Below are 22,094 nucleotides of genomic sequence, written 5' to 3' on the forward strand. Positions count from 1 at the left end.
TCAAAAATGATTAAGGCAGAATGCAGAATAAATATGAAATAAGCCGTAATTCGATTAAAAAAATCGGAATTTACGGCTATTTGAAATGCGTACCGGAAGGTACGTCTTTTTTATAATTCGGGCTTACACTGAAATGCTAGGAAAGCTATCTCAATTACTTTTGGAAAGCTCAAAAAGTAATAGTGGTCTAAGAAAGTGGTTAAAGATCTAACTAGAATAAGATAAATGCAAAAAGAGCCATTTAGCTCTTTTTGGCATTTTATTATTAAATTGAAATCCTTTTATAAAGTCCTTTCTATTCTTGTTTACACTTGATGAATGCGTGAGGCAATCACCCATTTGTTGAAAAATAAAAGGCATCCTCGTAAGGATGCTTAGAGATTAAATGGGTTGTTCATTTTATCCAATTTTTTAGGTTATTAAAAGTTCTTCTCTACGTAGTCCTATCCCTTTTATTGATTCATCATATAAAGACTGTAATTCTTAAAATTTTGCAGATTTCTTCTCTAGGAGTTTCCTTTTTAAAACATAATTTTTTGTCCTTAATTTAATTTTATTGCTTAAACTAAAGTCGGAATATTAGGTGTAGCTACAAATTAGTGGTAAAATCTTTCTTTTACTAAGTTGAGAACGTCTGACATTACATTTTTTTCTTTAATTTTTCAATACGAGCCGCATATCCGCCTTTCGTTTTATCTTCCAACCCATACGATAAAGCTTTTTCAGAAATCTCGATGGCTTTTTGATAATTACCTTGTTTTTCATAAAAAATAGCAAGTTGTTTAAAAGAAGGTATAGACGGAAGCACTTGGTGATCATGCGTCGCTAAGTATTCTCTTTTAAATCGTGGGAACAGATCTACATCCTTTAATGCAAATAACAAGAACTTTTCATCTTGGGAAGGTGTGGAATCTTTCGCCCTGTAATAGTGCCTAAACAATGCCATATAAGCAAAGTGCAAATCGACCGCATTTGTTTCTTTTTCTTTAGCCAATACAACTTTTTCTAGTATTGTAATATCATTCGATTTGGATTCCGAACCGATGACTTTTAACCAAATTTTGCGAACCTCAGAATCTGGTTGCTTTATTCTTTCAAGTGTTCGAGAATGAGACGGTTCTCTGTTCGTATGTTCTATCGTTGAAGTTTGTTGGGTAGTAAGCTCTGGATTCGAAGTTCCAAACAACTTACCAAATAATCCTTTTAACATGTAATATGCCTCCTGTGTTTTGAATTAAAAATATAGGTTCTTAACAAGGTGAATATTAACCCCAACACCCAGAATAGCACTCTTGCAAATACAACTTATTGTGTGCCCATTCCTGATATAAATAACCCACCTACAGACGTACCAATTGTTATACTTAAGTTACCGAACGCAAGAAATAATCCATTAACAAATTCAGGAGCTTCTGCAGAGGTCATCAAATATTGACTGATATGATTTCCTATAGCAAATGATATTCCCCAAGCCAAAACCAATTTAAACATTGGTACAGTGAACTTCCCATAAGGAATACTAAATATAAACTGCTCCAAAAACGAGAGGATAAAAGCCTAACATTATTCAAATCGAACTCCAGTTTCATAAGCTTGAATTCATGCTTAAGTGAAACGCTAGTTTTGCAGCTCTACTGCATGGGTGGTTAAAGGGTGCCTTAAGGCAATAAGAATAAGAAAATAAAGGCTTAATATACAAGATATATTGCACATTAAGCCTTCTTCTCCATTCAAAAAACATACTACCATATTAAATTTTTAAAAAGGTTCATTCTGTTCATTAAACCTAATTAGAGCATTACCATTTCTGAAATCTTCAACCAAATGAAAGTTTTGTAATTGGGCTTGTTGCCAAATAGAAGCTGGTATATGTTCTAATATTATTATTTGAAAATCTGATTTTAACACATTATTTACATAGGTGATAAAATCATTTAACAGTTGCATTGCGATTGTGATTTTCCCTTTGTCCGTATCTTTTAAATTTTCCCAAGGAGTATCCTTCTTGATTTCTTCCTCTCCGTAATATGGTCTACTAGGTTGATCTAAAATTAAAAAAGGCGGTAAATAAGGTGAGTTTTGACGAATAAACAATTCATGCAAACCTAGGAACAAACATAGCCTTTATTAAAAAAAGAATTTTCGTTCGAGGTTATTCCTTTGATGTTCTAATGATTTAACTAGTACCCACTTTTGTAATCCAGCAGTTGAAGAAATTGCAAGTTCTCCAAACTTTTCTGCCTTTTCAAATTCCTTGTTCATAAATGCTTCTTCCGCATCCAGTGAATATTGTAATCCTTTGTGCTTTACTTGAGATTTATGTTTTTGAAATGCCTCCAAATCATCTTTTAATAAAGCTAGTAAAGCAAAATTATGATGACGAATATTCGGATTCTTTATTTTTGAAATGGTCTCTTCTGCTTCCTTAAGTTGATTTGTTTCTAATTGTATGGTTGACCTAAGAGCTATTTTTGGTTGACTATAAGTACGACCTAATTTTTGAAGCAACATTTCAGCTTGATCATAGTCCTTACTATTTAATGAGAGTAATACTGCATAATAAGGATGTTTCTTTTTTCTGTTTATATATTTTTCTACCGTATTCACGTTTTTTGTAAGTAACACAATATAAAGATAATAAGAACAGTAAATCATCATTAATAAAACGTAAATATTTAAAAACAATTTAAAGGAACTTATTTCGATACCCATAAAACCTGTTACTATCCCTGCAATCAATGCTAAAAAAAATACACAATAGAAGAAAGCTGCTGTTTTTGACATAAAAAAACCTCGATTCCATTTCGATGTTCATTGGCATTTTAACTTCGTTCAACATTTAAGCGTTTTGCTTCATTGGTTTCGAATTCTACAACATTTTCAATTTATTAAATCCTTTAAATTCGCAAGATATAGACTTGTTCCCTGTTGTAATAACATTAATGAGCCCCGACAATTAACAGAATCAGCTCTTATTCCCGTATTTTGTTCATCTATAAATGACAGGTATCCTGTCCTTTTAAGTCTATTTATTGGTTTCAAATTGTATAAAATGTACTTATCTCTTTTGTTATAGCCACCTCGGAAAAGGATATATTCATCAAAGATTATAAAACCATCGGAGCCTTCAACATCGGGCTTATAGTATTCAATTTTTCCTTTACTGTATCTTCCAAGTTCAAAATCGGAATAAAAGTAAAATAAAATCTCATCATCGGATACGACATTTAATGCATAACAATCGTCAATGAAATGGTCTCCTCTATTTGGGTATTTGTATAATTCTTTACCGTCTGCATCCCAGGCTCTTAGACCATTTGCTCCAACTGGTTTATCCCAACCATAGTTACCAAAGACCCCTTCATCGAAATAACCTGTCCAAATCTTATTTCCCTTAGTAACCAACAAATTTTGAATTCCATCTCCCAGCAAAAAAGTCCTGATAAGGTTCCCATTTTTATCGAAAACTCTTGCATTATGGTCATAGTTATTTTCGTCATGGAAATAAGAACGAGCACAAACCAATAAAATGTTTCCTTGATCAATAGGTTGAACAAAATGGTAATTCCACGGTTGGTCTTTAATAACAAGCTCTTTTTTTTCATTAGGCGTTTTTATTATGACCTTATAATTGAATTTTTCTTTGGTCTTTGATGGGGGAAACATACCATCTATATATTCAGGAAATTCGCTAACCCCTAGAACGCATATTTCTCCATTGTGGCCAAGCGAAGCTTCAACAAGCTTATATCCTTTTAAATCATCTTTAAAGTCGTATATTTTATTTAACGCATGCTTCTTAACTTTTTTTAACATCGGCATCACCTGAAAAAGTATTTTTTATGAAATAAATAGATCTATGTTTTAGGAATAAATTCCTTAAACGAACATCTTTTCAATAAAAAGTGCTGCCTCAATGGAAGCACCTCTCTATTTTCCTTATTATGATTTTATATGATTCGGAATTCTTCAAATACCCATCTGGTGAGTATTAAAAGAATAGGCCATGCTCTCATAGTAGCTGGTTTCGTTTTAAGGTACAAGCATAGAAAAATTATATCAATTCACAAATCATTTCTCATATTAAATCATAGTAAAAATCACATACAAAAAAGCATTAGAAGCAACAGATTCCAATACTTATTATTTACTGTATTCAAATATAGCCCAAGGAAGCCATAAAACAGGTTCAGTGCCCAAATCATCATCATTACTATAATCACAATAGCGAGAAACGTCTTCGATAGAAGGTATAAATCCATCTTGGTTCATAGCGAATTTAAAATGTTCATTAAAATCTTTTTCTAAACCATTACACAAATATGAGTGAAATGAACCGTATTCAAATCCAAGCACTTCGTAGCCCATCATTTTTTAATCTTTTTCTTCAATGGGTATTCTGCGTAATAATAATTTTTCAACGCCATATTGGTTTGCTTCTTCTTTGTTTTGAACCTCTTCATGTTCGATAAATGCTTCTACATACTCTTCAGGTAATCCAATTCCGATAATCTTAGTAACCGATAGATGGCAAAGAAATTTGGCTAGGAATTCCCTAGCTAGTTCTATCGTGGTAAATACCTGTGGAAAACCAAAAACCCCTGCTTCGATCTTGTCTTCAACCCATTTTTCTATTTCTTTGTAGGTGCCTGGAGAAACATTTAATTGTTGGATGTATTTACGTTTCGCTTCATTTGAGCCGCCCCATAGCACAGTTGTTTTGGGGTGAACGTCACAAATACATTCACTAACTGACAAGATAGTTTCTGGAATTAACTCTTTATCCATATAATTAAGTCTTTCAATAGGAGTAATGATGTAATACCCTCCTAATATAAAATTCATTATTATCTCCTCCTCTCATTTCGTACATATTTCACAAATATACTCACTGGAACAACAAGTAAGGTCACCGTCAAGAAAAGCGATGTGAATTCTCTTGAGGAATGGTGATAAAATCAGGAAGAATGTTGATATTTCAATAAAAATAAAAGCGTGAATTCTTTAGCTAATTCACGCTAAGAACTTTATGTGATTTGCCTTTTTTCCACCCCATATCGGAACCGTTACTCTCATAGTTCATCATATTCCTATAAATAGTCGTTTAATTCAAGGACCTCCCCGTTTATTCCGTTAATACCGTAATCACTATCAATCCTGCCACAAAGGATATAATTTTTCTGCTCAAAATCGTATACATAAACAGGTTTTAACTCAATTGTACTTTTGATACGCTTATAAGCATCCTCTGAATCAAAGCTTAAACCTTCAATTTCCTGGAATTTTTCATGAATTTCTAAGAAGTCTTTGTTATCCATATAATTTAAAACCTTAAATTTATTTGGATCAATTAACAACATGAGCTTTCGTTGAGTAATACTAATATCCTGTTCAAGTAATCCGAGCTTTCCTTGGATAAAGCCATTGTCACGATGTAAAGTTTTCAAAAGCCATTTTCCAGAATCACTAGGATAAACTTGACTCAAAAAGTCTCGAACACTACGGATACATTTTTCTTTCTCATTATCGGAAATCGGGGTTAAATTAGGATGAGGTTCGAATGAAAAGGCTTGATCCGCTGTAAGGTCCTCAATCAAATTTAAATGTTTTCTTTTGAATGATTTTTTATTTGTCGTTTGCCACTCAATCTTTTCATCGATGGTATACACTAATCCTTGATAAATAAATGGCAATGTTTTTGAAATGTCATTTGTTACATAAATTTCTTCTAAACAATAAACTGGAATCAACTTCTTTTGCTTCCTTAGCGGAAATTTAATTAATACCAATTGGTCCTTTGCAATGTGCTCCACGTCTTCAAGTGTGAGACTAAACGTCTCTTCTGTTACCTTATCCACAGAAGGAAACGGACCATGTGTAGAAAAATAAGTTAATTTACCTTCTGTGTTAAATTTGATGTCTAGAATCCCTGACGGTGCAACGGCAACACCATTAATACGGCTTCGGAAAAAATATTCATTTTCTTTTTCTCTATCTAGGTGAAATTGTTTGCCATGTATTAACCCTGTTTCGTTTTCAATAAATTTTATGATTTCATCTATCTTGTTGCTTTGGATTAAACTTCTATTTGAAAAGGTTTCTCCGCCAACAAAAATAACACTTTCAAATTGACGGTTCTGGATGTTCAAATCAATTGCTGCGGTACCATCAGGATTGTAATCTTCATCCTCTTGGTCCGTTATATGAGAAGGGTACCATTCCATACTTAGAGTATAGATCGTTTCATTTAAAGCATTTAATTTGCGATAGAAATGGTACGTATGTAAATAATAGTTGTCTAATCCCCATTTGTTTCTTGTAAAATCAACTAACTCCTGTACTCTAGTGTCCAAAGCAATCCTCTTTTCCTATTACCAGCTAATTAAATATCAATTATTTCTCTAACATCATTTATTATCGGTCATCTGAGTGACCTAATCGCTTTTTCTCCAAAAATATAAATGGCCCGAATACTGTCATCTAGCGTATTAACCAATAGCACGATTTGTTCGGCACAGTTAGAAAAATAACGTATAGTGATGGAATCCCTTAAGTCCTCTTGCAATTTCCATCCCGCTGGTCTTAATACGAATGGTTTATTTTTTTGAAAACTATCATGAATCACAAACTGTTTAAAACGTTCGTATTCTTGTAACTCCAAAGGGTTAACTGATTCTTTTCTAATGACAAAATATTGAAGATTCCCTTTTCCTCTTAATTGGGTAGATTCTGTACCTCTATATAAATCTGATACAACAGGAAAATACCCTTGAGAAAGTAAGCACTTAACCAATTCTTTTGATTCCTTTTTAAGTTCTGATAACTGTATTTCCTCAAATTTCCCATGAATAAAAAATTGCTTTACCTCATTATAATGGGGTACCAACTCTTTCATAATCACTTCATGTAACCACTGGTCCATATCTCGAAACACCAGACAAGAACGGTGGTCCTCTAGTATGACATCAGGAGCTGCATAATAAAAACATATCTCACTCATTTGATTTAAATGCTTATCTGACTTAATGAAACTAACACTCTGGTTTTGGATTCTAATATTAAAATCATCTTCATCGTCATCATCTTCAAATAGGTTGTCAAAGCATTGCTCATCGATTTCCTCAATCCAATTAAAGGGATATTCCTTTTTTGCTCCCTCACATACTTCCTCCACAGAAGCATATAATGTCCAACCAGTTTGCCGCTTTCTTTTCAAATTGTTTAATTTGTTTTTGAGAGTTATACCAACTCTGCCTGATATTGAAATGAAAAGGCCAATCAATTTATCAATCATATCATTTTTTCCCACCATTATTGCTTATAATAAATGGAACAATTGTAATGAATTAATAATAACAAATAAGTCACCTTAATTGGTAATGGGGTCCGTTATGAGGTGAAAAATGGACTTTAGCAAATAAAGAACGGATCAATAGTAATTAAAAAACAGACAACAAAACTATAGCGAATTCGTTGCCGTTTTAAAATTTATATCAGTAAGAACTGACAAAGTACCAGTTCATGCCCATCTTATCTATTTCTTTGAAATCCCCATCAAACGCTTTTTTAGAAGGTTTCTGGTCATTGGGCGTATATACGAATCCTGAAAAATTATCTAATATCCCACGATAAGTGAAGAATAGAATGTTGAAGCCATCTCCCGATTTCTCTACCACAATTTCACCGCCACCGTTAGAAAGATGTTTGAATTTCTTAGGTAACTGAATTAACCAGGAATTGTTTGAAACATTTGGTTTGAGTTCTCCGCTCTCAACTTTTTCAGCAACTTGTTCTCTCTCGGATTTGTTTAATTTAAAATCTATGTCCAATACGATTTGATTGAATGGAATGAAAAATAACAATAGGATTGTGATAAATTGGATGACAATAGGTTTCCAATCCTTATTTTTGTATAAAGTTATTATTGCTAGTACTGAGATATAAATAAAAAATCCAAACACCAATAAAAGAATTGGTAACATCAGAAGTTCGGTTATTATATTAATTATTTTCCATTGTAAAAACATATACAGAATGACAATAATACTGCTGATTATTGATAATTGAAACAATTTGTTTGTTTTCATTTCCCCCTACGACCTCATCTCAAATAGATTAAATCTTATTGTTTTATGCTCTTAAGATATAAGGCAATGAGCATTTCTCAGATTGTAATTGGAATAAATATACCTTTTTCCGTAGCCTTTTATACCACACTAACTTTAACTTAATTTTTGCAACAACTAAATTTCCTTGGCTTTTTAGTCGGTGATCCACTAACCTTAAAGCATATTGTGAAGAAGTGTACTTAAAGTAACTTGGCAGGTTAGTGGAAAAAGGAATTGTTTTGAAATTTGTTGAATTTAATAAGAAGAAATCAACGGCAAATTTAACAGGAGGACACTATGACAATTTATGTCTTTGAATTAGAGGCTATTCCCCACTTAGATAATCCAGAAAGAGAAATATGTATCGGGGCAATAGTACTTTGTTTTGCTAAATCAACAAATATGAAATCAGCTTTGAATAAAGCGAAACAGTACGTGAGTAATCAAGGTTGGGAAGTAATAAAAGTTGAAGACCAATTTATCGGAAGTCGAGAAATGTATGAAGGTGAAGGAGAAGATGGTGAAGAAGAGGATGAGGCAATACTCGAATGCTTTGATGAAGCAATGGAATATGGAGTCTCTGGAATCTTTTATACTTGGGAAAGTGAAGATGATGGAGAGGACGATGAATAGTGTTAGGCCATCATTTAAGATGTTTTTTTTAACAGATTAGACAGTTATTTAAAATTTTCCTTGATTGTAAATTTCCTTACTATATTAACGGTGCTTGAGCTTAAGGATGTACGCTGCCTTTTTTCTTATTGAAGTAACTGGCAGTTTAGTTAAAGAATTAAAGATAATTTAAAACATATAATTGCTTGTACAAACAATTATTTTATGGACTTTGAAGGTGACCAATAATGAAAATTAAAAAGAAAAGAAAAAAGGGAAAACGGGATTGGAGTTTCTGAGTTTATTTGGGAATGTATTACTTGGGATTTTTTTAAAATTATTGGACAACTCTTTTGGTGGATGTTTCGTGGTATTTGGCATTTTATAACTAAGATACTACATTAAAAGGCGTTGAAATCTAGACTTAGGGTGCTTTGCTTCAATAATGAGGGAACGCTTTTCCCTTATTGAATTAACGTGGCAGGATTAAATAAGGGGACTAATTCTAGGCATAGGATTAATTCCTTACAAAAAACAAAGGAGAGAAAATTTCTCCCCTTTATTTTACTGTTTTAGTATGCTTTTCCGTCATTATGCTTATATTCAAGCAGTTCAAATTTTGTATCACCCAAGTCTCTAGAGTCACTATTGTTTTCCCTTGGAATAAATTTAAAAGTCATGGAATCAAATTTAACACCTTTTTCTTTGCTATCAGGGTCTTGCACCATAATTACTGTTTGGAGTTCGTACCATCTTTTATGTTCATTTACCTTAATTATTTGCTTATCATTCTTGATCTTAACCCATCCCCAAGCCATTCTTTTTCCGTATTCCTTTTGAATGATTTTGTCAACTTTTGTTTGTATAAAATCTAAAATCATATCATTAGGTGTTGCATAGATTTCCTGTACATCCGTATTCCCGTTTTTATTTTCTGCTGCATTAACGAAAGTAAATGGGATTCCAAGTATTAATGTCACTAAAAGCATTGATATTGTTTTTTTCATTTAATCACCCCAAATATGTAATTTAATGAAATTATTATGTGTATTTAGGCATGAAAATATTTGCTATCTTATCTATCGGTTCACTAAATTCCACAATCAGCGGGGCTGTTTTTTCGGGAGTCCTTTTTTATTTACCGTTATTCAAGTAATGTTGACAGGGTTACTTGAAGAAGGATTTTTGATTCTTACTACCGAATTGTTTATTTTACCCTAGTCTCGGTTGGTGATTAAGTTGAAATCGTTTATCATATGGATTCTTGTCTTTACAACTACAGATATAGTTATGTGTTTAATTACGCACACACCGTTCACTATTACAGCCAGTTTAGTTGAAAACTTTGTGATGTACCTTGTATTTATTAGTTTATTTTCATTAGGTTATACAATTTTCATAAAAATCAAAAATTTACGAGGCCGAAAATAATTATGAAAGGTAACTTGTTTTTAATTAAACTAAACGGGGATTTATTTCACAACAATGGGGGCTGTTTTTTCTGCAGTCCTTTTTCTCTTTATTTAACTAACTAGGCAGGTTAGTTGAACAAGGAAATGAAATATTTGTGTAAAAAATATCCATTTTATCTCGTGTGTGCTAAAATTTTCTAAAGGGGGATTAAGCTTGACTCGAAAAAGACTTTTTCTATTTATCTTAACTGCTGTACTTTTAGTAGCTGTGGCTGGTTGGAAAATTTACGATTATAGACAGTGGAAATATCCAAGGTGGGAAGGAATAAGTAAGGATGGTAATTGGAAAGCGATAATTGCCAAAGATAGAAATGCCTCTCCATTAAATGTTTTTGGAAATGCATACTGGGTAGGCGATAAGAAAGATTTAAACAAAACGTTTTTGACATTTGTTCAATTCCGGGTTGACGGTAAATATTACACTGGTGACAAAAAGGAAAAAATTGAGAAGCGTCATCAATTAATAACTAATCCTGATAATATGGGATTCCTTGACTTTGGTGATGCGGAAGATTTTAAGAATAAAGAATTGATAGTAGAGTTGCATTGGACAAAAGAAGGGGAAGAAAAAAATACTAAAATTGAATTGAAAAAGGTCGTAGATTGATTTGATTATAATTACTACAAGTGCGTTAGTCCAATATGACTTCCGCACTTTCTTATTGGACTAACGGGGCAGTTTAGTTGAACTAGGGGTTGGTTATGAATGTCGTATTTGACCAAAATAGTGGCTTAGGAACAACTTATTAATTTTATTTAAGTACCTTGGAGATTTTGTATCTAGGAACGATTTTAGTTTATGCAAATGTCCCAGTAATTGATAAAAAAATAAACCCCAAAAATGGGGTTAAAAGAAACTAAAATCCAAATGGTCCCATCGGAGGACAACAAGGGTTGACTGGAACACCACACATTGTATGTGTTTCACAGCATTCGTTTACACAGGACTCTGTGTGTGGAAAATAGTGTTGATGATTAACATGCAGTTTGTTAACTGTTGTCGTATGAGAAGGATGGATATGCTTGACAACCTTATTAAATAAATTTGTTTTTACATATTGTTGTGCAGGGTCAACTAGACCAGGATCATACTGAGTAGGAAACACTTGTGGCGGACAGTATTGAGGTGGACATGGTGGTGGTGGGCAAAATTGGTATGGCATTTGTTGTATAGGAGCAATCTGATTAGGCAGCACATTTGGCATGGCATTCGGAAACATATTAGGTGGAACATTTCTATTTCTATTCATCATTAAATGACCTCCATATGAATTTGTCTTGGTACATCATTAGTCTATTCAAATTCATATTTTTGTGGACTAGTTGAATACCTATTTTACAATTTGAATGATGCACACTACGAAGAAATGTGCAGCAAATGAGAAAGCTCTTGTTAAACTAAAGTGACAGATTAGTTTAACAAGCTAAATTTGAAAAATAAGGGTGTGTATAAAGAAGGAATTTATGTTAAAGAATAAGCAAAAATCAGCTATTCAAAAATTTGGGTGATATTAATGAAAAATCAAAAATTGTTTTTACTTGCTTTACTGGTTCTGCCTTGGTTAACGGTCCCTTTACTAGGTAGAAAGGCATTTAAAAGATTTCTTCCTACTGCCATATTTATGTGTACATTCACTAAAGCTTTGGATTTGTATGGTGAAAAGAAAAATTGGTGGAAATTTTATAATGGTATCGGACCTTTCAATAGTATGAATTTTATGAACTTCGGTCCTTATCTTGTCACTAGCTTATGGATATTAAAAATGACTTTTGGCAAATTCCCGTTATATATAATTTCAAATACTGTTCTTCATATGTTTTTTATCTTCGGTGGACTAAAATTTGTTGAAAATTTTAAAATATTTTCCTTAGAAAATTTATCAAAAATTAAATATTTATCAATAAATTTTCTAAGGGCTTTGATTCTATATGGTTTTCAATATATAACGTTACCCACTAAAAATAGGAAGTGATTTTATTTAAAAATGATTTAGAAATCAAAATGTCATAAAGCCATTCCATTTTGTGCAGTATGATTGTGAACAGTTTCACTTAAACTAACGGGTGCTTTAGTTGTAGAATCGATCGTCACAAAGACGGTCTATTTTAATGGAGTGAACAAAATCTCTAAAATGTTTACCTCTATAAAAAAGAAATCTTTTGAGAACTTCAAGAGCAGCCGCACTGGTCCCGATAATAAAAAAAGAAGTTCCATTGGAACTTCATTTATTTTTTTTGTTATTTTTTTTATGCAGCTTCATCAACTTATCAAAGTTTTGAGCTAAACGTGAACTTAGTGACAATCCAAGTTCTGCACATAAATGACCGATAAAATTATACCTTTTACGAGTATTCGAAAGGCTTATATGCAATTCCTTTCCTTTTAGTTTATCTAATAGTAATTCCGCAACTTTTTGGTAATCATCATTTGTCAAATAAAGTTGTTCCATATAATTACCTGGCATCCTATTATAACCATGCTGAAATGAATCATAAGCCCTTATGGCATTATCCTCTAACTCGTTTAAATCTAAAAACGACGTACTATCTAAAGGGATGAAACTGATCATAAATTCATCTCCTGAACGACAATCATGATATATTTCAGAGTTTCCCGTTTTATCATCAAGAAAATGTTTATAAGCCCTGTCAAATACTCTTTCCGCTTGTCCTATGTAATACATGCCATTTTCATGATTATGAATGATATAGATACCAGCGAAATTTTCAAACCCACACCATTCCCTCATCCTTTGGTTTCTAAGTTCAAACAGTTCATTCGGGGTAAATTTCGTCATCTTGTTCCTTAAGGCATCTAACTCTTTTCTTACATTCTCTTTGTTTTTATTTCGTTCATACGATGTTTTTTTTAAACGAATATAGTGTGGAGATGATTGAATAAGAGCATCATAATTAAAACCATATTCATCACTTATCTGCTTTAGCCATTTAAGTTCATCCTCTGTTAACCTACCAGTTTCAGAATGACCAGTTAGAACACTCTTTATCCAATTGAGTTCATCTTCCGTCAGCAGCAAAGGAAATGGTTCTCGCTTGAATCCCTCTAAATTTTCCATCCTTTTTTCTCCTTCTTATAACAGACCTCTTCTGTTTATATGAGGTCTACAGCCCAAGTTAATGCTTAAATTTAAATACCTTTTTATCCTTATCATAGTATTTATCGAATTCTTCTTGTAATGACTCTATTTTTAAATAATCAATCAATTTAGTAAAAAATATAATAACAATCCCGTCTGTATGACTTTTTAAAGAATCAAACAAAGGTTCATTTTCCTTTATATTATTAAAGACAAATCTACCTTCCATTTGGGTACCATATATAACGGATGTAGCTGGATTAAAATGTACGTAACTACTAAACGCATTATAAACCCTTGTATATAAGTATTCGTTATGGGTTTTCTTAACTAATCTCTTAATCCGAGATAAATATAGAGGTGGATTTGGTTCTACTTTTATTTCATCATAATGCTTGTGAACAAAATCTTCCTCTTCAGGCAGTAGGTTTGTTCCAAGATCATTGTAATTTTTGGCCACTGTATAGGATTGTAACTCTGCTAGTTTGTTATAACCACGTGGAATAAAGGACTTGTTAGTTTCTTCAATAATATAGCAAAAATGAAAATAACCCTCAGCGAGTATTCTTATTAAAGGGATTGATTCAATATAGCTATTCTCCCAATCCCCTTTAAATAAATGATTAATAGCTAAGTAATTTCTTTTAATCTTTATAAAAACATGGTAAAAATATTTACTTATTACAGGGTCAAGATTTTTAAATTCCTCACTACCTTCAATGTGGTCAAATATTTCTAAAGACCAAGGAAAAAATTCAGTGTCATTCATTCCGCTTTCCACCTTCCACTATCCATTGGTGATTATACTTTCATTCCCCTTTACCTCGATTTAATCATAGATTATTTTAAATGGTTTCGTTCTCCTAAATACTGAATTTGAAGCTCTTTTAGTTTTCCTGTTTCGTTAAATTTGGAAATCATATCGTTGAAAAAGTTATAAAGTTCATCATCTGTTTTTCTGACTAACATTGAATAACTTTTTTCGGAATCTAATTGTTCTCCATTGCTAAGGTATATTACTCCTGTAAAATACGAATATGTAAGGGCAAATTCTTCTTTTTTATATGTTTGAACAATACCAGGTATCACATTAATATCCCCACGCTCTAAGGCAATATTTATATCATTAAAAGTAGGGAATGCTTTAGTTTCAACTTTTATGTTGTTTTCCTTAGCCATCTCTCTTATTACCGCAAGATTAAAATCTTGATATATCTTAACATCTGGTAACATATCTCCTTGGATAGGAACCACAATTTTTTCTATGTTGTACTTAAGTTTCTCTTCTTTGTTCTTTTTCACCAATTGATGAGCTTCTTTGCTCTTATCATTGGTTGTCATGCTGCTCTCTTTCGTTGTTTGTGAGCTACAACCTACCGTAAGACTGAATATTATGAAAATTATTATCACAAGTGAATATCGACTCAAATTAACACCCCTTTTTATCTATATTTTAACATAAACTTGTAACTATTTTCTTATAAAAATAGAGCCCTTATAGGCCAACCTTACTTTTTTTGCAATAATGGTATTATTACAGAGAATTATTATTGGAGGTATAACTATGTCGATAATGAAAAGTGAGCATCTTAAAAAGAAAATCAGCAACTATAACTTAATCCCATTAGAAATAAGCTCTTTGAGTATATCTGATAAAATTCATTTAAACATAGATGTAATCGAGGACTTTTTGAAATTTGCTAGTGATACTGAGTGTAAGTATGTCTATTATTATTACACTTACTATAATTTTGAAAATTATATAATCCCAGCAGACTACTACAATGAGTATTCGGGAGATTTTAAAGCTGAAGTTCGCAAATATAATCAAAACATCAAAAAATTAAATTTCGACTCACCGATGAGTTTGACTCTATTTGTTCTTCAAAATGGTACTTACGTAGGCATAAAACTTCATGACCTTTGGATAGAAAATCAAGGCATCAGCGTAGCAGATGTAGCCATTGAAGAAATTGAGCATAAGTTTTATCGTGAAATCAAGAAAATCAGTGCTGACAAGAAAGTACAACGAAAAGAAGATGTAAATGAGTTGAGGGAGATTATCTTTAACGACCCTGAATTTAAACTTTGTAAAAATCAAGCTCTTAGCTATGGGTACTTGTTAGAATTGCTTCAAAAAGAAGATATGATGAAATACGATTATTTGGTCCAACCCTATGGATATTACAAAGATGGCAATGTAAAGTGGTTTATGGATGTAACCTGGGAACTCTTTAGAGAACGAGAACGAAAACAAAAAAAGTAATATAACTAGCCTTATTAAAGCTAAAGGGGCTTTAGTTAAAAAAAGGGATCGTTATCTACGCTCCCTTTTTCTATGAGGAAACATAATCGCTGAAATGTTCACTCCATAAGCGGGCAGCTTTAGTTGAATAAGAAAAAACAATAAAAACACCGTTCTGATAAGGTGCTTTTTTATGTTTGATACAGACTTGTTATTCAAAATAGAATCCTTTCCTATAAAAGGTCCTCTTCTAACAACATCGCCAGTATTACCAATCATCGAAATTCCCTTTCCATCTCCACTCCGATCGAGAATCAGGTCTTCTGTGTGTGTTGCTCTCGATAGGGTCAATTGCCACTTGTATTAACACATATTTTGATTTTTTACATACTATACATCTTTTTGTAAATTCCAAATAAAATCTATATTACCAAGTATTCAATTATAAGTTAAATTGTGGTAACGTAAAGGAAATATAGACCATTTTAAGTGTTCTAGGAGTGAAGTCATTGAGTTACTTAAGTGTATCGATTAAGGATATAGTTGCAAAAATTAGTAATAATGAGGTTTATCTCCCTGCTATTCAACGTAAATTTGTGTGGAAGCATGAACAAATCGAAAAATTATTTGATTCAATTATGCTTGGCTATCCTATTGGGACTTTTTTATTTTGGGACGTAGAAAAAAGTCTTGCAAATTCTTATACCTTTTATAAATTCATTCAAGAATATCACGAACGAGATAATTTTATGAATGAAAAGGCTCCTCATCCTGAGATGAAAGACCGAATAATCGGTATTTTAGATGGGCAACAAAGATTAAGTTCGTTGTATTTAGCTCTTCAAGGCAGTCATGCTAGTAAAAAACCAAGGGCAAGATGGGATAATGATGATGCATTTCCTAAAAAATATATGTATTTTAATATTTTATGTAAGAATCAACCAAGAAATGATGAAAATATAACGTATGAATTTAAATTTCTTACTGATGCGGAAGCAGGAGTTTCAGATTCTGATCATTGTTGGTTAAAAGTAAAAGAGGCATTAACTTGGAGAGATGCGAATGATTCTATAAGGTATGCAACAGGAAAGCAATTACTCACTAACGAAGTTGCTATAGAAAATCTTACTACCTTATGGCAACGTATTACTCAAGACAAAATTATAAACTATTTTCAAGTAATAGATCAAGATTTAGATAGTGTTTTAGAAATTTTTATAAGAGTTAATAGTGGTGGAACCGTTTTATCCAAGAGTGACCTACTATTCTCTACAATCGTTGCTAATTGGGAAAATGCTCGTGAGGAAATAGAAGCCCTAATCAAATCAATTAACAATAGGGGGGAAAAGTTTGACTTTGATAATGATTTTATAATGCGTTCCTGTCTAGTCCTAACTGATTGTCCAGTTTTATTTAATGTGAATAACTTTAAAAAAGGAAATGTGATAAAAATAAAAGAAAACTGGGAAAAGATAAAATCTGCTATAAAAGAAACAGTAGATTTATTGGTTGAATTTGGATTTAATCAAGATACTTTAACCTCAAGAAATGCAATAATCCCCATTTCTTATTTCATTTTTAAGGGTGGGCTTTTAGATGGAAAAAATAAATCTAATATTAGAAAATATCTAATTATTAGTTTACTAAAACAGATTTATGGCGGAAAAGGTGACCAAGTTCTTGATTCTATTAGGAACGTGTTAAGAAAACAAGATGGTAATGGTTATATCCTTAAAACTCCTGATTTTCCGTTACAAACTTTACAAAAACATAGATTACCTGCTGAGAAAAGCCTTAATCTAACTGATGAAGATATAGATAATATTTTTGAATATAAAAAAGGTGCTTATACTTTTATGGTTCTTTCCTTACTTTATCCTAGTTTAAAGTTCAGCCAGGTACAATTTCACCAAGATCATATTCATCCAGCTAGTACGTTTAAAAACTCAAATTTAAAAAAGTTGGGAATTTCAAAGGATGAAATTGAGAACTGGCAAAGGATAAAAGATACGATTTCTAACTTACAAATACTTGAAGGGAGAGAGAACGAATCAAAGAGTAAGACTCCTTTTAATGAATGGTATGAAAATAGTGTTTCAAACAAACCACTTTTTAAATCAAATCATTATATCCCAGAGACTAACTATAAATTAAGTAATTTTGATGAATTTATAAAACTCCGAAGTGAGAAATTAAAACTTGAAATAAAAAGGGTATTTAACATGACAATTCATCAAATGACCCAATCATAATTAAAAAGAGAGTGATTGTCCAATGTGGCGGTCATTCTTTATTGTTTTGAAATAACAGTTCAAGATAGAAAAGTTAAGTATCTACATATCATATAAATAGAAAAAGGAAACGATTTAGTCTGAATTAAGACGAATGTAAAAAGTAGTTGTATGGTTGAGACTACTTTTTCAATAACAACAGCAATGGTTATATTAGGAAAATCGAAAAGAAAAAAATTAATTTGTGGAGATAAATAATGAATGTGACAATTGAAATACATTACAAAGCCAGCAGTAAATTAATGCAGCGGAACAACCTTCCACTATGTGGTAAACGGCCTGAATTCGTTGCTTACCAGTGGTGGAAGCAAATAAAAAAAGAAATGCCTTATGACCTAGAATTGGAGCAAGTTATAGTGAATGGAGGCAATGACATCACGCAACTAGTTTTAGATTTAGAAGTTCAGGAGCGGAAAAAGATTAACGACAATGGGGTTTTGCCTTTTTAGAAATAAATGTATTATTTGAATGACTGCAATCGTTCCCCTATTGTTAAAAGCTTATCACAAAAAGGAGAACTGTCCGAGAAGAGACAATTCAAGCTAGCCACAAAGGGAATTTCGGGGCTATATGTAGTGCATTTAATATGTACCCAGTGTAATTAATAGGAACGAAAAAACAGCCAGTTAAGTAATCTGGCTGTTTTTCTTCAATCACCTAGTATTAAGTGTTCCTCTACAAACTTATTAAGCTCTTTACTTTTTATATAGCCTTTTCTCCGTTTTTTCTTCACAGAACTAAAGTGAACTTTGATTGAATCCATTTTAGTTAGTTCTTTTATGGATAAGTCACCATTTAATAACATTATTGCCACTGCCTTTACTTCTTCATCAGTGGTTTCATTGAATAGTAGATAAGCCCAATCGGTTACTTTGTCCATCTCTAAACATCGTCACCCTCCCGATTACCCCATATTATAATTCACTGGCTTTCGATCCTTATTTTCAATCAAGAGCAGACCCCGATTTAGCTTATAATCATGGCAAAACTTTTATTCTTTTGGGTGTTCATTATCCACGTAAAAGTAAACATTCATCCCAGGTTTATGCTAATTAATGTCGGTATCATTTTTAAGGGTGACTTCATCCCAATTAATGCCTTCAATATCGCCACATATCCTATTCATTTCTTCGATAACAATTTTTTCCGATTCGATTAATAAGGCTGTCACTCATCGCTATTTTCCAATTCTTTTAATCGTTTATATGTTTTTTCTTGCGATTCTTTATAACCTTTAATGAAGTGCTCAATGTATCTTTCACGAGCTTGAGGTATTATGAAATCTGCTTCATTTGCGTCTTCCTCTGCCATTTTGCGTATTTCATCATCACTGTCTAAGTAATCTTAGGGAACAATGTGGCCTATCAGTTGTTTGCGTTCATGTTTCTCATACAACTTTTTGCAATCCTCAAGAAACTTAATCCGCTTTTTCTCTTCTTCTGGATTCACTTTACCGTTTAGCTCGTCTATGGCATCTTGAGCGTCTTTTCCCGTGAGTTTAATAGGTTTGTTATTGTTCGGATAAAACCGTTCCTTCACTTCCTCAACCGTACTATAACGGTTCGAATCATGCTCTACCCATTCTGATTCGGGGAGTTTTGCTCTTTCTTCAACCATTAATTCTTCATCTTCTTCTTCCTCCAAATTCGAAGGGAATTCTCTGCTATAAAAATATGTTTCGTGCAACAGTTTTAACGTCCTAATCCTTTCACCATTATCCATTGATTCGATTGCTGCAATAATATCCTCAGCTTTCATCATCGTCCTCCTTTACCAGCGGCGGCTTAATGATTTTGATAATTATGAACGGTAAATCGCTTTCCTTTGTTCTTTCCGTGAAAAACTTAAAGAACTCGGCTTGATTCGCAAATTGAGGCAGTGTTCGTACTTCACCTGCTGTAATATCAGCAGTGAAAATAACTTCATCACCTGTTTTTAGTCTGAGATGATAAGTATGTGGTTCACTCACTTCTTCACCTTCTGTTCTTTCTTCCATTTCTTATAGAATTTATTGAAATCCTTCACGCTGTTAAATACTAACCGTGTCTCACGTTTGAATTTGATTTCTTTCGGCGGCTCCGATGGGAACAGAATCTCCTTCGCCCTTTCGACAGATTGATCTAGTGCTCGTTGCCTTGCGACTGGATCCTTTATATAAAACGGATGTTTAGTAATGTCTATTTCCCTTTTATCGGTCATTCTTTATCACCTTTTCTAAATGGGGGTAAACTAGCTCTAATTCGTGCTTCTTCCATAAGTTCATCCGATACTCTTGCATCTTTTACCAAGCGGTAAAATTCATCGACTATTTTTTGAATGGCTTTTATGGCTTTTTCATCAGTTTCGTTTTTTTGTAAATCTTCGATATTTCGAATAACACTTAGACGAGCCGCTAAATAGGTTGTCGACGACATACCATTTAACCCTTCGATAAACTTGTTTAATTCACGCTGGTATCTCTGTTCTTCTGGCGGTAATTGACTTATTTTTAATTGCTCGTAACCTCTACGATAATCGCTAATTTCACTTTCAGTCCTTATATCGCTCCAATGCCAATGTTTGTGTATTTCCCCCATTACTTTTTCAAACATCAAAAATTCTTCGTCCGTCATTTATCGTACCGCCTCTGATTAATAATCATGGCAAAATGTTTAGCTCTTTCGGGTCTATTCTTAATCATTTCTTCGTAATCTTTTCGAATAGCTTCGTCTTTTAACATTTTTGCTGTTTCTTGCAACCATTTTAATTCTTTATGGTCCATTGTCGCCCACCAAGTGTTTTCGCAGGATTTCGGCTGCCTTTAGGCATCCATAAGCATAATCACTTTCATCCATTAATTTTTGTACTGATTCCTGGATTACTTCTACATAATCAGAATCACTACTTTCGTACGATTCAAGCCATATACGATGCTCATTTAACGTCCTTCGCCAATTTTCATACTCGGTTTCAAGGTGCTCTATGACGAGAACCAATTGCGAATCGCTGTTATTATCACTCATCCTCGTCCTCCTTTAAATCATAGTGTGATAATGATTCTGCATCACGGACCTCAACGGTAGTAAAAAATAAGCCCTCTAGTACCTTACTGTCCTCCTAACCCATATTTAAGATGACGCTCTCTTCTTTAAGGGCCACTGCTGCACAAATATCTAAGAATTCAAGAGTTCGCTCTTTCTCGGCTTTTGAGTTAAGCTTTTGGACTCCTCCAACAATGGTGATCATGCCAACAAACGGATCGAGTTTTTCTATTATTGGCTCGCTATAAAACTCAATGTTTTCTATATACTTATAAGCATCCAATAATTGCTCAGCTGTAAATGATATATCGCCTTTATCCCCGCTGTATTGGCCGTAAGGATTTTCCAATCCCAGCGATTTGTAGAAATGTTCCACATTCGGATTCCAGACCTGAAAACTCTTACTACCAATCAATCTACCCTCTTTGGTTCTTGCTTCTGTATAAAAGCCCATAAATTATCTCACTCGCTTTCTTTCATTATTCGGTCATCGGATATTTACGAACAATATCCCCTTCCTTATTCTTGTAAACTATAAGTACCTTGCTTTCAAGCCTCTTCCATAGGGTGTTCGCCAGTCTTGCGGATGATTTTTGCTATTTCATCATCAAAAAATGGTTTCTTTTTATCACTCATTACCCAACCACCGCACTGATTACTGCACCAGCCAATGGATTATCAATCTTGCTATTGCGGAACAAATAATTGATTAAGATAGGATCTGTGTAGAACTCCTCGACCAGAACTTTCCCTTCCAGAAACAACATAATAAACTCACATTCTATTCGAATTTCCACGCCATCTTTGTTCAATATCCTTATATCATCGGCCCACTCGTACGAATACCCGTCATCATCGTCCTCAACGTTTATATCGTGAAGTTCTCCATCTTCGGACATTCCTTTTTCGTAATAATCGAAGTTGCCGTTTCTATGTTCACCTAGGATTTCCCGCAAAATTTCATAGAATCCCTTAATATTTTCCTTGAATACATCATTTTTAAGGAAGCCTTTGATTGTACCGTCTTCCTGCAATTCCAAATCGAAAATAGAGGTATCAATTCGTTTATCTAATGCTTCCTTCCATTCAGCTTCTGTTAATGCTAGATTTTCACGGCTCCATTTTGTTGGTCCTTTGGTTGCCTGAGCACCGAATTTGTTAATGATTCCAAGTGTATAAAATGTCCCCACTATTCGTTTTCCTCCTCAATTTTAAGGTGGTCATTTAAACCAATCCTCCCAAACTATT

The 22,094-nt window shown here is 33.0% G+C and carries 31 protein-coding genes; 6 read left to right on the forward strand and 25 right to left on the reverse strand.

Annotation, left to right across the window (positions count from 1 at the left end):
* Positions 1-640: 640 nt before the first annotated feature.
* The 10 genes from ACE198_RS22225 to ACE198_RS22270 form a co-directional block, all read right to left on the reverse strand.
* Entirely contained in the window at positions 641-1,210 is a 570-nt protein-coding gene (locus ACE198_RS22225; protein ID WP_375377072.1) for a hypothetical protein, read from the reverse strand.
* Between the two features lie 95 nt (positions 1,211-1,305).
* Complete coding sequence (locus ACE198_RS22230) at positions 1,306-1,491, reverse strand: hypothetical protein (protein WP_375377073.1); 186 nt, start codon at positions 1,489-1,491, stop codon at positions 1,306-1,308.
* A 267-nt stretch (positions 1,492-1,758) separates the two neighbouring features.
* A complete protein-coding gene (locus tag ACE198_RS22235) occupies positions 1,759-2,115 on the reverse strand; it encodes a DUF3732 domain-containing protein (protein ID WP_375377074.1) in 357 nt (118 codons plus the stop codon).
* A gap of 12 nt (positions 2,116-2,127) precedes the next feature.
* Positions 2,128-2,784, reverse strand: coding sequence for a hypothetical protein (locus tag ACE198_RS22240; RefSeq protein ID WP_375377075.1), 657 nt, complete (start codon positions 2,782-2,784; stop codon positions 2,128-2,130).
* A 96-nt stretch (positions 2,785-2,880) separates the two neighbouring features.
* A complete protein-coding gene (locus tag ACE198_RS22245; protein WP_375377076.1) occupies positions 2,881-3,816 on the reverse strand; it encodes a hypothetical protein in 936 nt (311 codons plus the stop codon).
* Between the two features lie 327 nt (positions 3,817-4,143).
* Positions 4,144-4,371, reverse strand: coding sequence for a hypothetical protein (locus tag ACE198_RS22250; protein WP_375377077.1), 228 nt, complete (start codon positions 4,369-4,371; stop codon positions 4,144-4,146).
* A gap of 3 nt (positions 4,372-4,374) precedes the next feature.
* Positions 4,375-4,845, reverse strand: a complete 471-nt coding sequence (locus tag ACE198_RS22255) for a hypothetical protein (protein WP_375377078.1) — start codon at positions 4,843-4,845, stop codon at positions 4,375-4,377.
* A 245-nt stretch (positions 4,846-5,090) separates the two neighbouring features.
* Complete coding sequence (locus tag ACE198_RS22260) at positions 5,091-6,353, reverse strand: hypothetical protein (RefSeq protein WP_375377079.1); 1,263 nt, start codon at positions 6,351-6,353, stop codon at positions 5,091-5,093.
* 68 nt (positions 6,354-6,421) lie between these two features.
* Positions 6,422-7,294 (reverse strand): hypothetical protein, encoded by an 873-nt coding sequence (locus tag ACE198_RS22265; RefSeq protein ID WP_375377080.1) that lies wholly within the window; start codon positions 7,292-7,294, stop codon positions 6,422-6,424.
* Between the two features lie 199 nt (positions 7,295-7,493).
* Positions 7,494-8,087, reverse strand: a complete 594-nt coding sequence (locus tag ACE198_RS22270; protein WP_375377081.1) for a hypothetical protein — start codon at positions 8,085-8,087, stop codon at positions 7,494-7,496.
* Positions 8,088-8,405: 318 nt separating this feature from the next.
* Here ACE198_RS22270 and ACE198_RS22275 point away from each other — a divergent pair, with 318 nt between their 5' ends.
* On the forward strand, positions 8,406-8,741 hold the full coding sequence (locus ACE198_RS22275; protein WP_375377082.1) for a hypothetical protein: 336 nt from the start codon (positions 8,406-8,408) through the stop codon (positions 8,739-8,741).
* A gap of 551 nt (positions 8,742-9,292) precedes the next feature.
* Here ACE198_RS22275 and ACE198_RS22280 read toward each other — a convergent pair.
* Positions 9,293-9,727 carry a hypothetical protein gene (locus tag ACE198_RS22280; RefSeq protein ID WP_375377083.1) on the reverse strand — a complete coding sequence of 145 codons (435 nt, stop codon included), beginning with the start codon at positions 9,725-9,727 and terminating at the stop codon, positions 9,293-9,295.
* 619 nt (positions 9,728-10,346) lie between these two features.
* Between ACE198_RS22280 and ACE198_RS22285 the strand changes: the two genes are divergently transcribed.
* Positions 10,347-10,799 carry a DUF4944 domain-containing protein gene (locus ACE198_RS22285; RefSeq protein WP_375377084.1) on the forward strand — a complete coding sequence of 151 codons (453 nt, stop codon included), beginning with the start codon at positions 10,347-10,349 and terminating at the stop codon, positions 10,797-10,799.
* 250 nt (positions 10,800-11,049) lie between these two features.
* Here the strand turns inward: ACE198_RS22285 and ACE198_RS22290 are convergent, their stop codons facing one another.
* Positions 11,050-11,445, reverse strand: a complete 396-nt coding sequence (locus ACE198_RS22290) for a CotD family spore coat protein (RefSeq protein ID WP_375377085.1) — start codon at positions 11,443-11,445, stop codon at positions 11,050-11,052.
* A 261-nt stretch (positions 11,446-11,706) separates the two neighbouring features.
* Between ACE198_RS22290 and ACE198_RS22295 the strand changes: the two genes are divergently transcribed.
* Complete coding sequence (locus ACE198_RS22295; RefSeq protein ID WP_375377086.1) at positions 11,707-12,165, forward strand: hypothetical protein; 459 nt, start codon at positions 11,707-11,709, stop codon at positions 12,163-12,165.
* A 249-nt stretch (positions 12,166-12,414) separates the two neighbouring features.
* Here ACE198_RS22295 and ACE198_RS22300 read toward each other — a convergent pair whose 3' ends face one another.
* The 3 genes from ACE198_RS22300 to ACE198_RS22310 form a co-directional block, all read right to left on the reverse strand.
* The gene (locus ACE198_RS22300; RefSeq protein ID WP_375377087.1) at positions 12,415-13,269 is read right to left on the reverse strand and encodes a GIY-YIG nuclease family protein; all 855 of its coding nucleotides are present in this window, start codon (positions 13,267-13,269) and stop codon (positions 12,415-12,417) included.
* Between the two features lie 58 nt (positions 13,270-13,327).
* On the reverse strand, positions 13,328-14,059 hold the full coding sequence (locus tag ACE198_RS22305) for a DUF5677 domain-containing protein (protein WP_375377088.1): 732 nt from the start codon (positions 14,057-14,059) through the stop codon (positions 13,328-13,330).
* A 71-nt stretch (positions 14,060-14,130) separates the two neighbouring features.
* Positions 14,131-14,631, reverse strand: a complete 501-nt coding sequence (locus ACE198_RS22310) for a transporter substrate-binding domain-containing protein (protein ID WP_375377089.1) — start codon at positions 14,629-14,631, stop codon at positions 14,131-14,133.
* Between the two features lie 223 nt (positions 14,632-14,854).
* Between ACE198_RS22310 and ACE198_RS22315 the strand changes: the two genes are divergently transcribed.
* From ACE198_RS22315 to ACE198_RS22325, 3 genes are all read left to right on the forward strand, one after another.
* Entirely contained in the window at positions 14,855-15,556 is a 702-nt protein-coding gene (locus tag ACE198_RS22315; protein WP_375377090.1) for a hypothetical protein, read from the forward strand.
* Between the two features lie 488 nt (positions 15,557-16,044).
* A complete protein-coding gene (locus ACE198_RS22320; RefSeq protein WP_375377091.1) occupies positions 16,045-17,787 on the forward strand; it encodes a DUF262 domain-containing protein in 1,743 nt (580 codons plus the stop codon).
* Between the two features lie 236 nt (positions 17,788-18,023).
* Positions 18,024-18,275 carry a hypothetical protein gene (locus ACE198_RS22325; RefSeq protein ID WP_375377092.1) on the forward strand — a complete coding sequence of 84 codons (252 nt, stop codon included), beginning with the start codon at positions 18,024-18,026 and terminating at the stop codon, positions 18,273-18,275.
* 200 nt (positions 18,276-18,475) lie between these two features.
* On the opposite strand, the gene ACE198_RS22330 is transcribed toward ACE198_RS22325, so the two are convergent.
* From ACE198_RS22330 to ACE198_RS22375, 10 genes are all read right to left on the reverse strand, one after another.
* Positions 18,476-18,706, reverse strand: coding sequence for a hypothetical protein (locus ACE198_RS22330; protein WP_375377093.1), 231 nt, complete (start codon positions 18,704-18,706; stop codon positions 18,476-18,478).
* 287 nt (positions 18,707-18,993) lie between these two features.
* Entirely contained in the window at positions 18,994-19,137 is a 144-nt protein-coding gene (locus tag ACE198_RS22335) for a hypothetical protein (protein ID WP_375377094.1), read from the reverse strand.
* A 33-nt stretch (positions 19,138-19,170) separates the two neighbouring features.
* Positions 19,171-19,584: a hypothetical protein gene (locus ACE198_RS22340; RefSeq protein WP_375377095.1), complete on the reverse strand. Its 414-nt coding sequence runs from the start codon at positions 19,582-19,584 to the stop codon at positions 19,171-19,173.
* Positions 19,574-19,795, reverse strand: coding sequence for a hypothetical protein (locus tag ACE198_RS22345; RefSeq protein ID WP_375377096.1), 222 nt, complete (start codon positions 19,793-19,795; stop codon positions 19,574-19,576). The genes ACE198_RS22340 and ACE198_RS22345 overlap by 11 nt, the downstream gene beginning before the upstream one ends.
* Complete coding sequence (locus ACE198_RS22350) at positions 19,792-20,025, reverse strand: hypothetical protein (protein ID WP_375377097.1); 234 nt, start codon at positions 20,023-20,025, stop codon at positions 19,792-19,794. Before ACE198_RS22350 ends, ACE198_RS22345 begins: the two co-directional genes overlap by 4 nt.
* Positions 20,022-20,438, reverse strand: a complete 417-nt coding sequence (locus ACE198_RS22355) for a hypothetical protein (protein ID WP_375377098.1) — start codon at positions 20,436-20,438, stop codon at positions 20,022-20,024. The genes ACE198_RS22350 and ACE198_RS22355 overlap by 4 nt, the downstream gene beginning before the upstream one ends.
* On the reverse strand, positions 20,435-20,587 hold the full coding sequence (locus ACE198_RS22360; RefSeq protein WP_375377099.1) for a hypothetical protein: 153 nt from the start codon (positions 20,585-20,587) through the stop codon (positions 20,435-20,437). The genes ACE198_RS22355 and ACE198_RS22360 overlap by 4 nt, the downstream gene beginning before the upstream one ends.
* Positions 20,577-20,828 (reverse strand): hypothetical protein, encoded by a 252-nt coding sequence (locus ACE198_RS22365; protein WP_375377100.1) that lies wholly within the window; start codon positions 20,826-20,828, stop codon positions 20,577-20,579. The genes ACE198_RS22360 and ACE198_RS22365 overlap by 11 nt, the downstream gene beginning before the upstream one ends.
* A 94-nt stretch (positions 20,829-20,922) precedes the next feature.
* Positions 20,923-21,300 carry a hypothetical protein gene (locus tag ACE198_RS22370; RefSeq protein ID WP_375377101.1) on the reverse strand — a complete coding sequence of 126 codons (378 nt, stop codon included), beginning with the start codon at positions 21,298-21,300 and terminating at the stop codon, positions 20,923-20,925.
* Between the two features lie 181 nt (positions 21,301-21,481).
* Positions 21,482-22,036, reverse strand: coding sequence for a hypothetical protein (locus tag ACE198_RS22375; protein WP_375377102.1), 555 nt, complete (start codon positions 22,034-22,036; stop codon positions 21,482-21,484).
* Between the last annotated feature and the right edge of the window lie 58 nt (positions 22,037-22,094).

This window comes from Neobacillus sp. KR4-4 (assembly GCF_042136325.1).
In the GTDB taxonomy this organism is placed as follows: Bacteria; Bacillota; Bacilli; order Bacillales; family Cytobacillaceae; genus Neobacillus.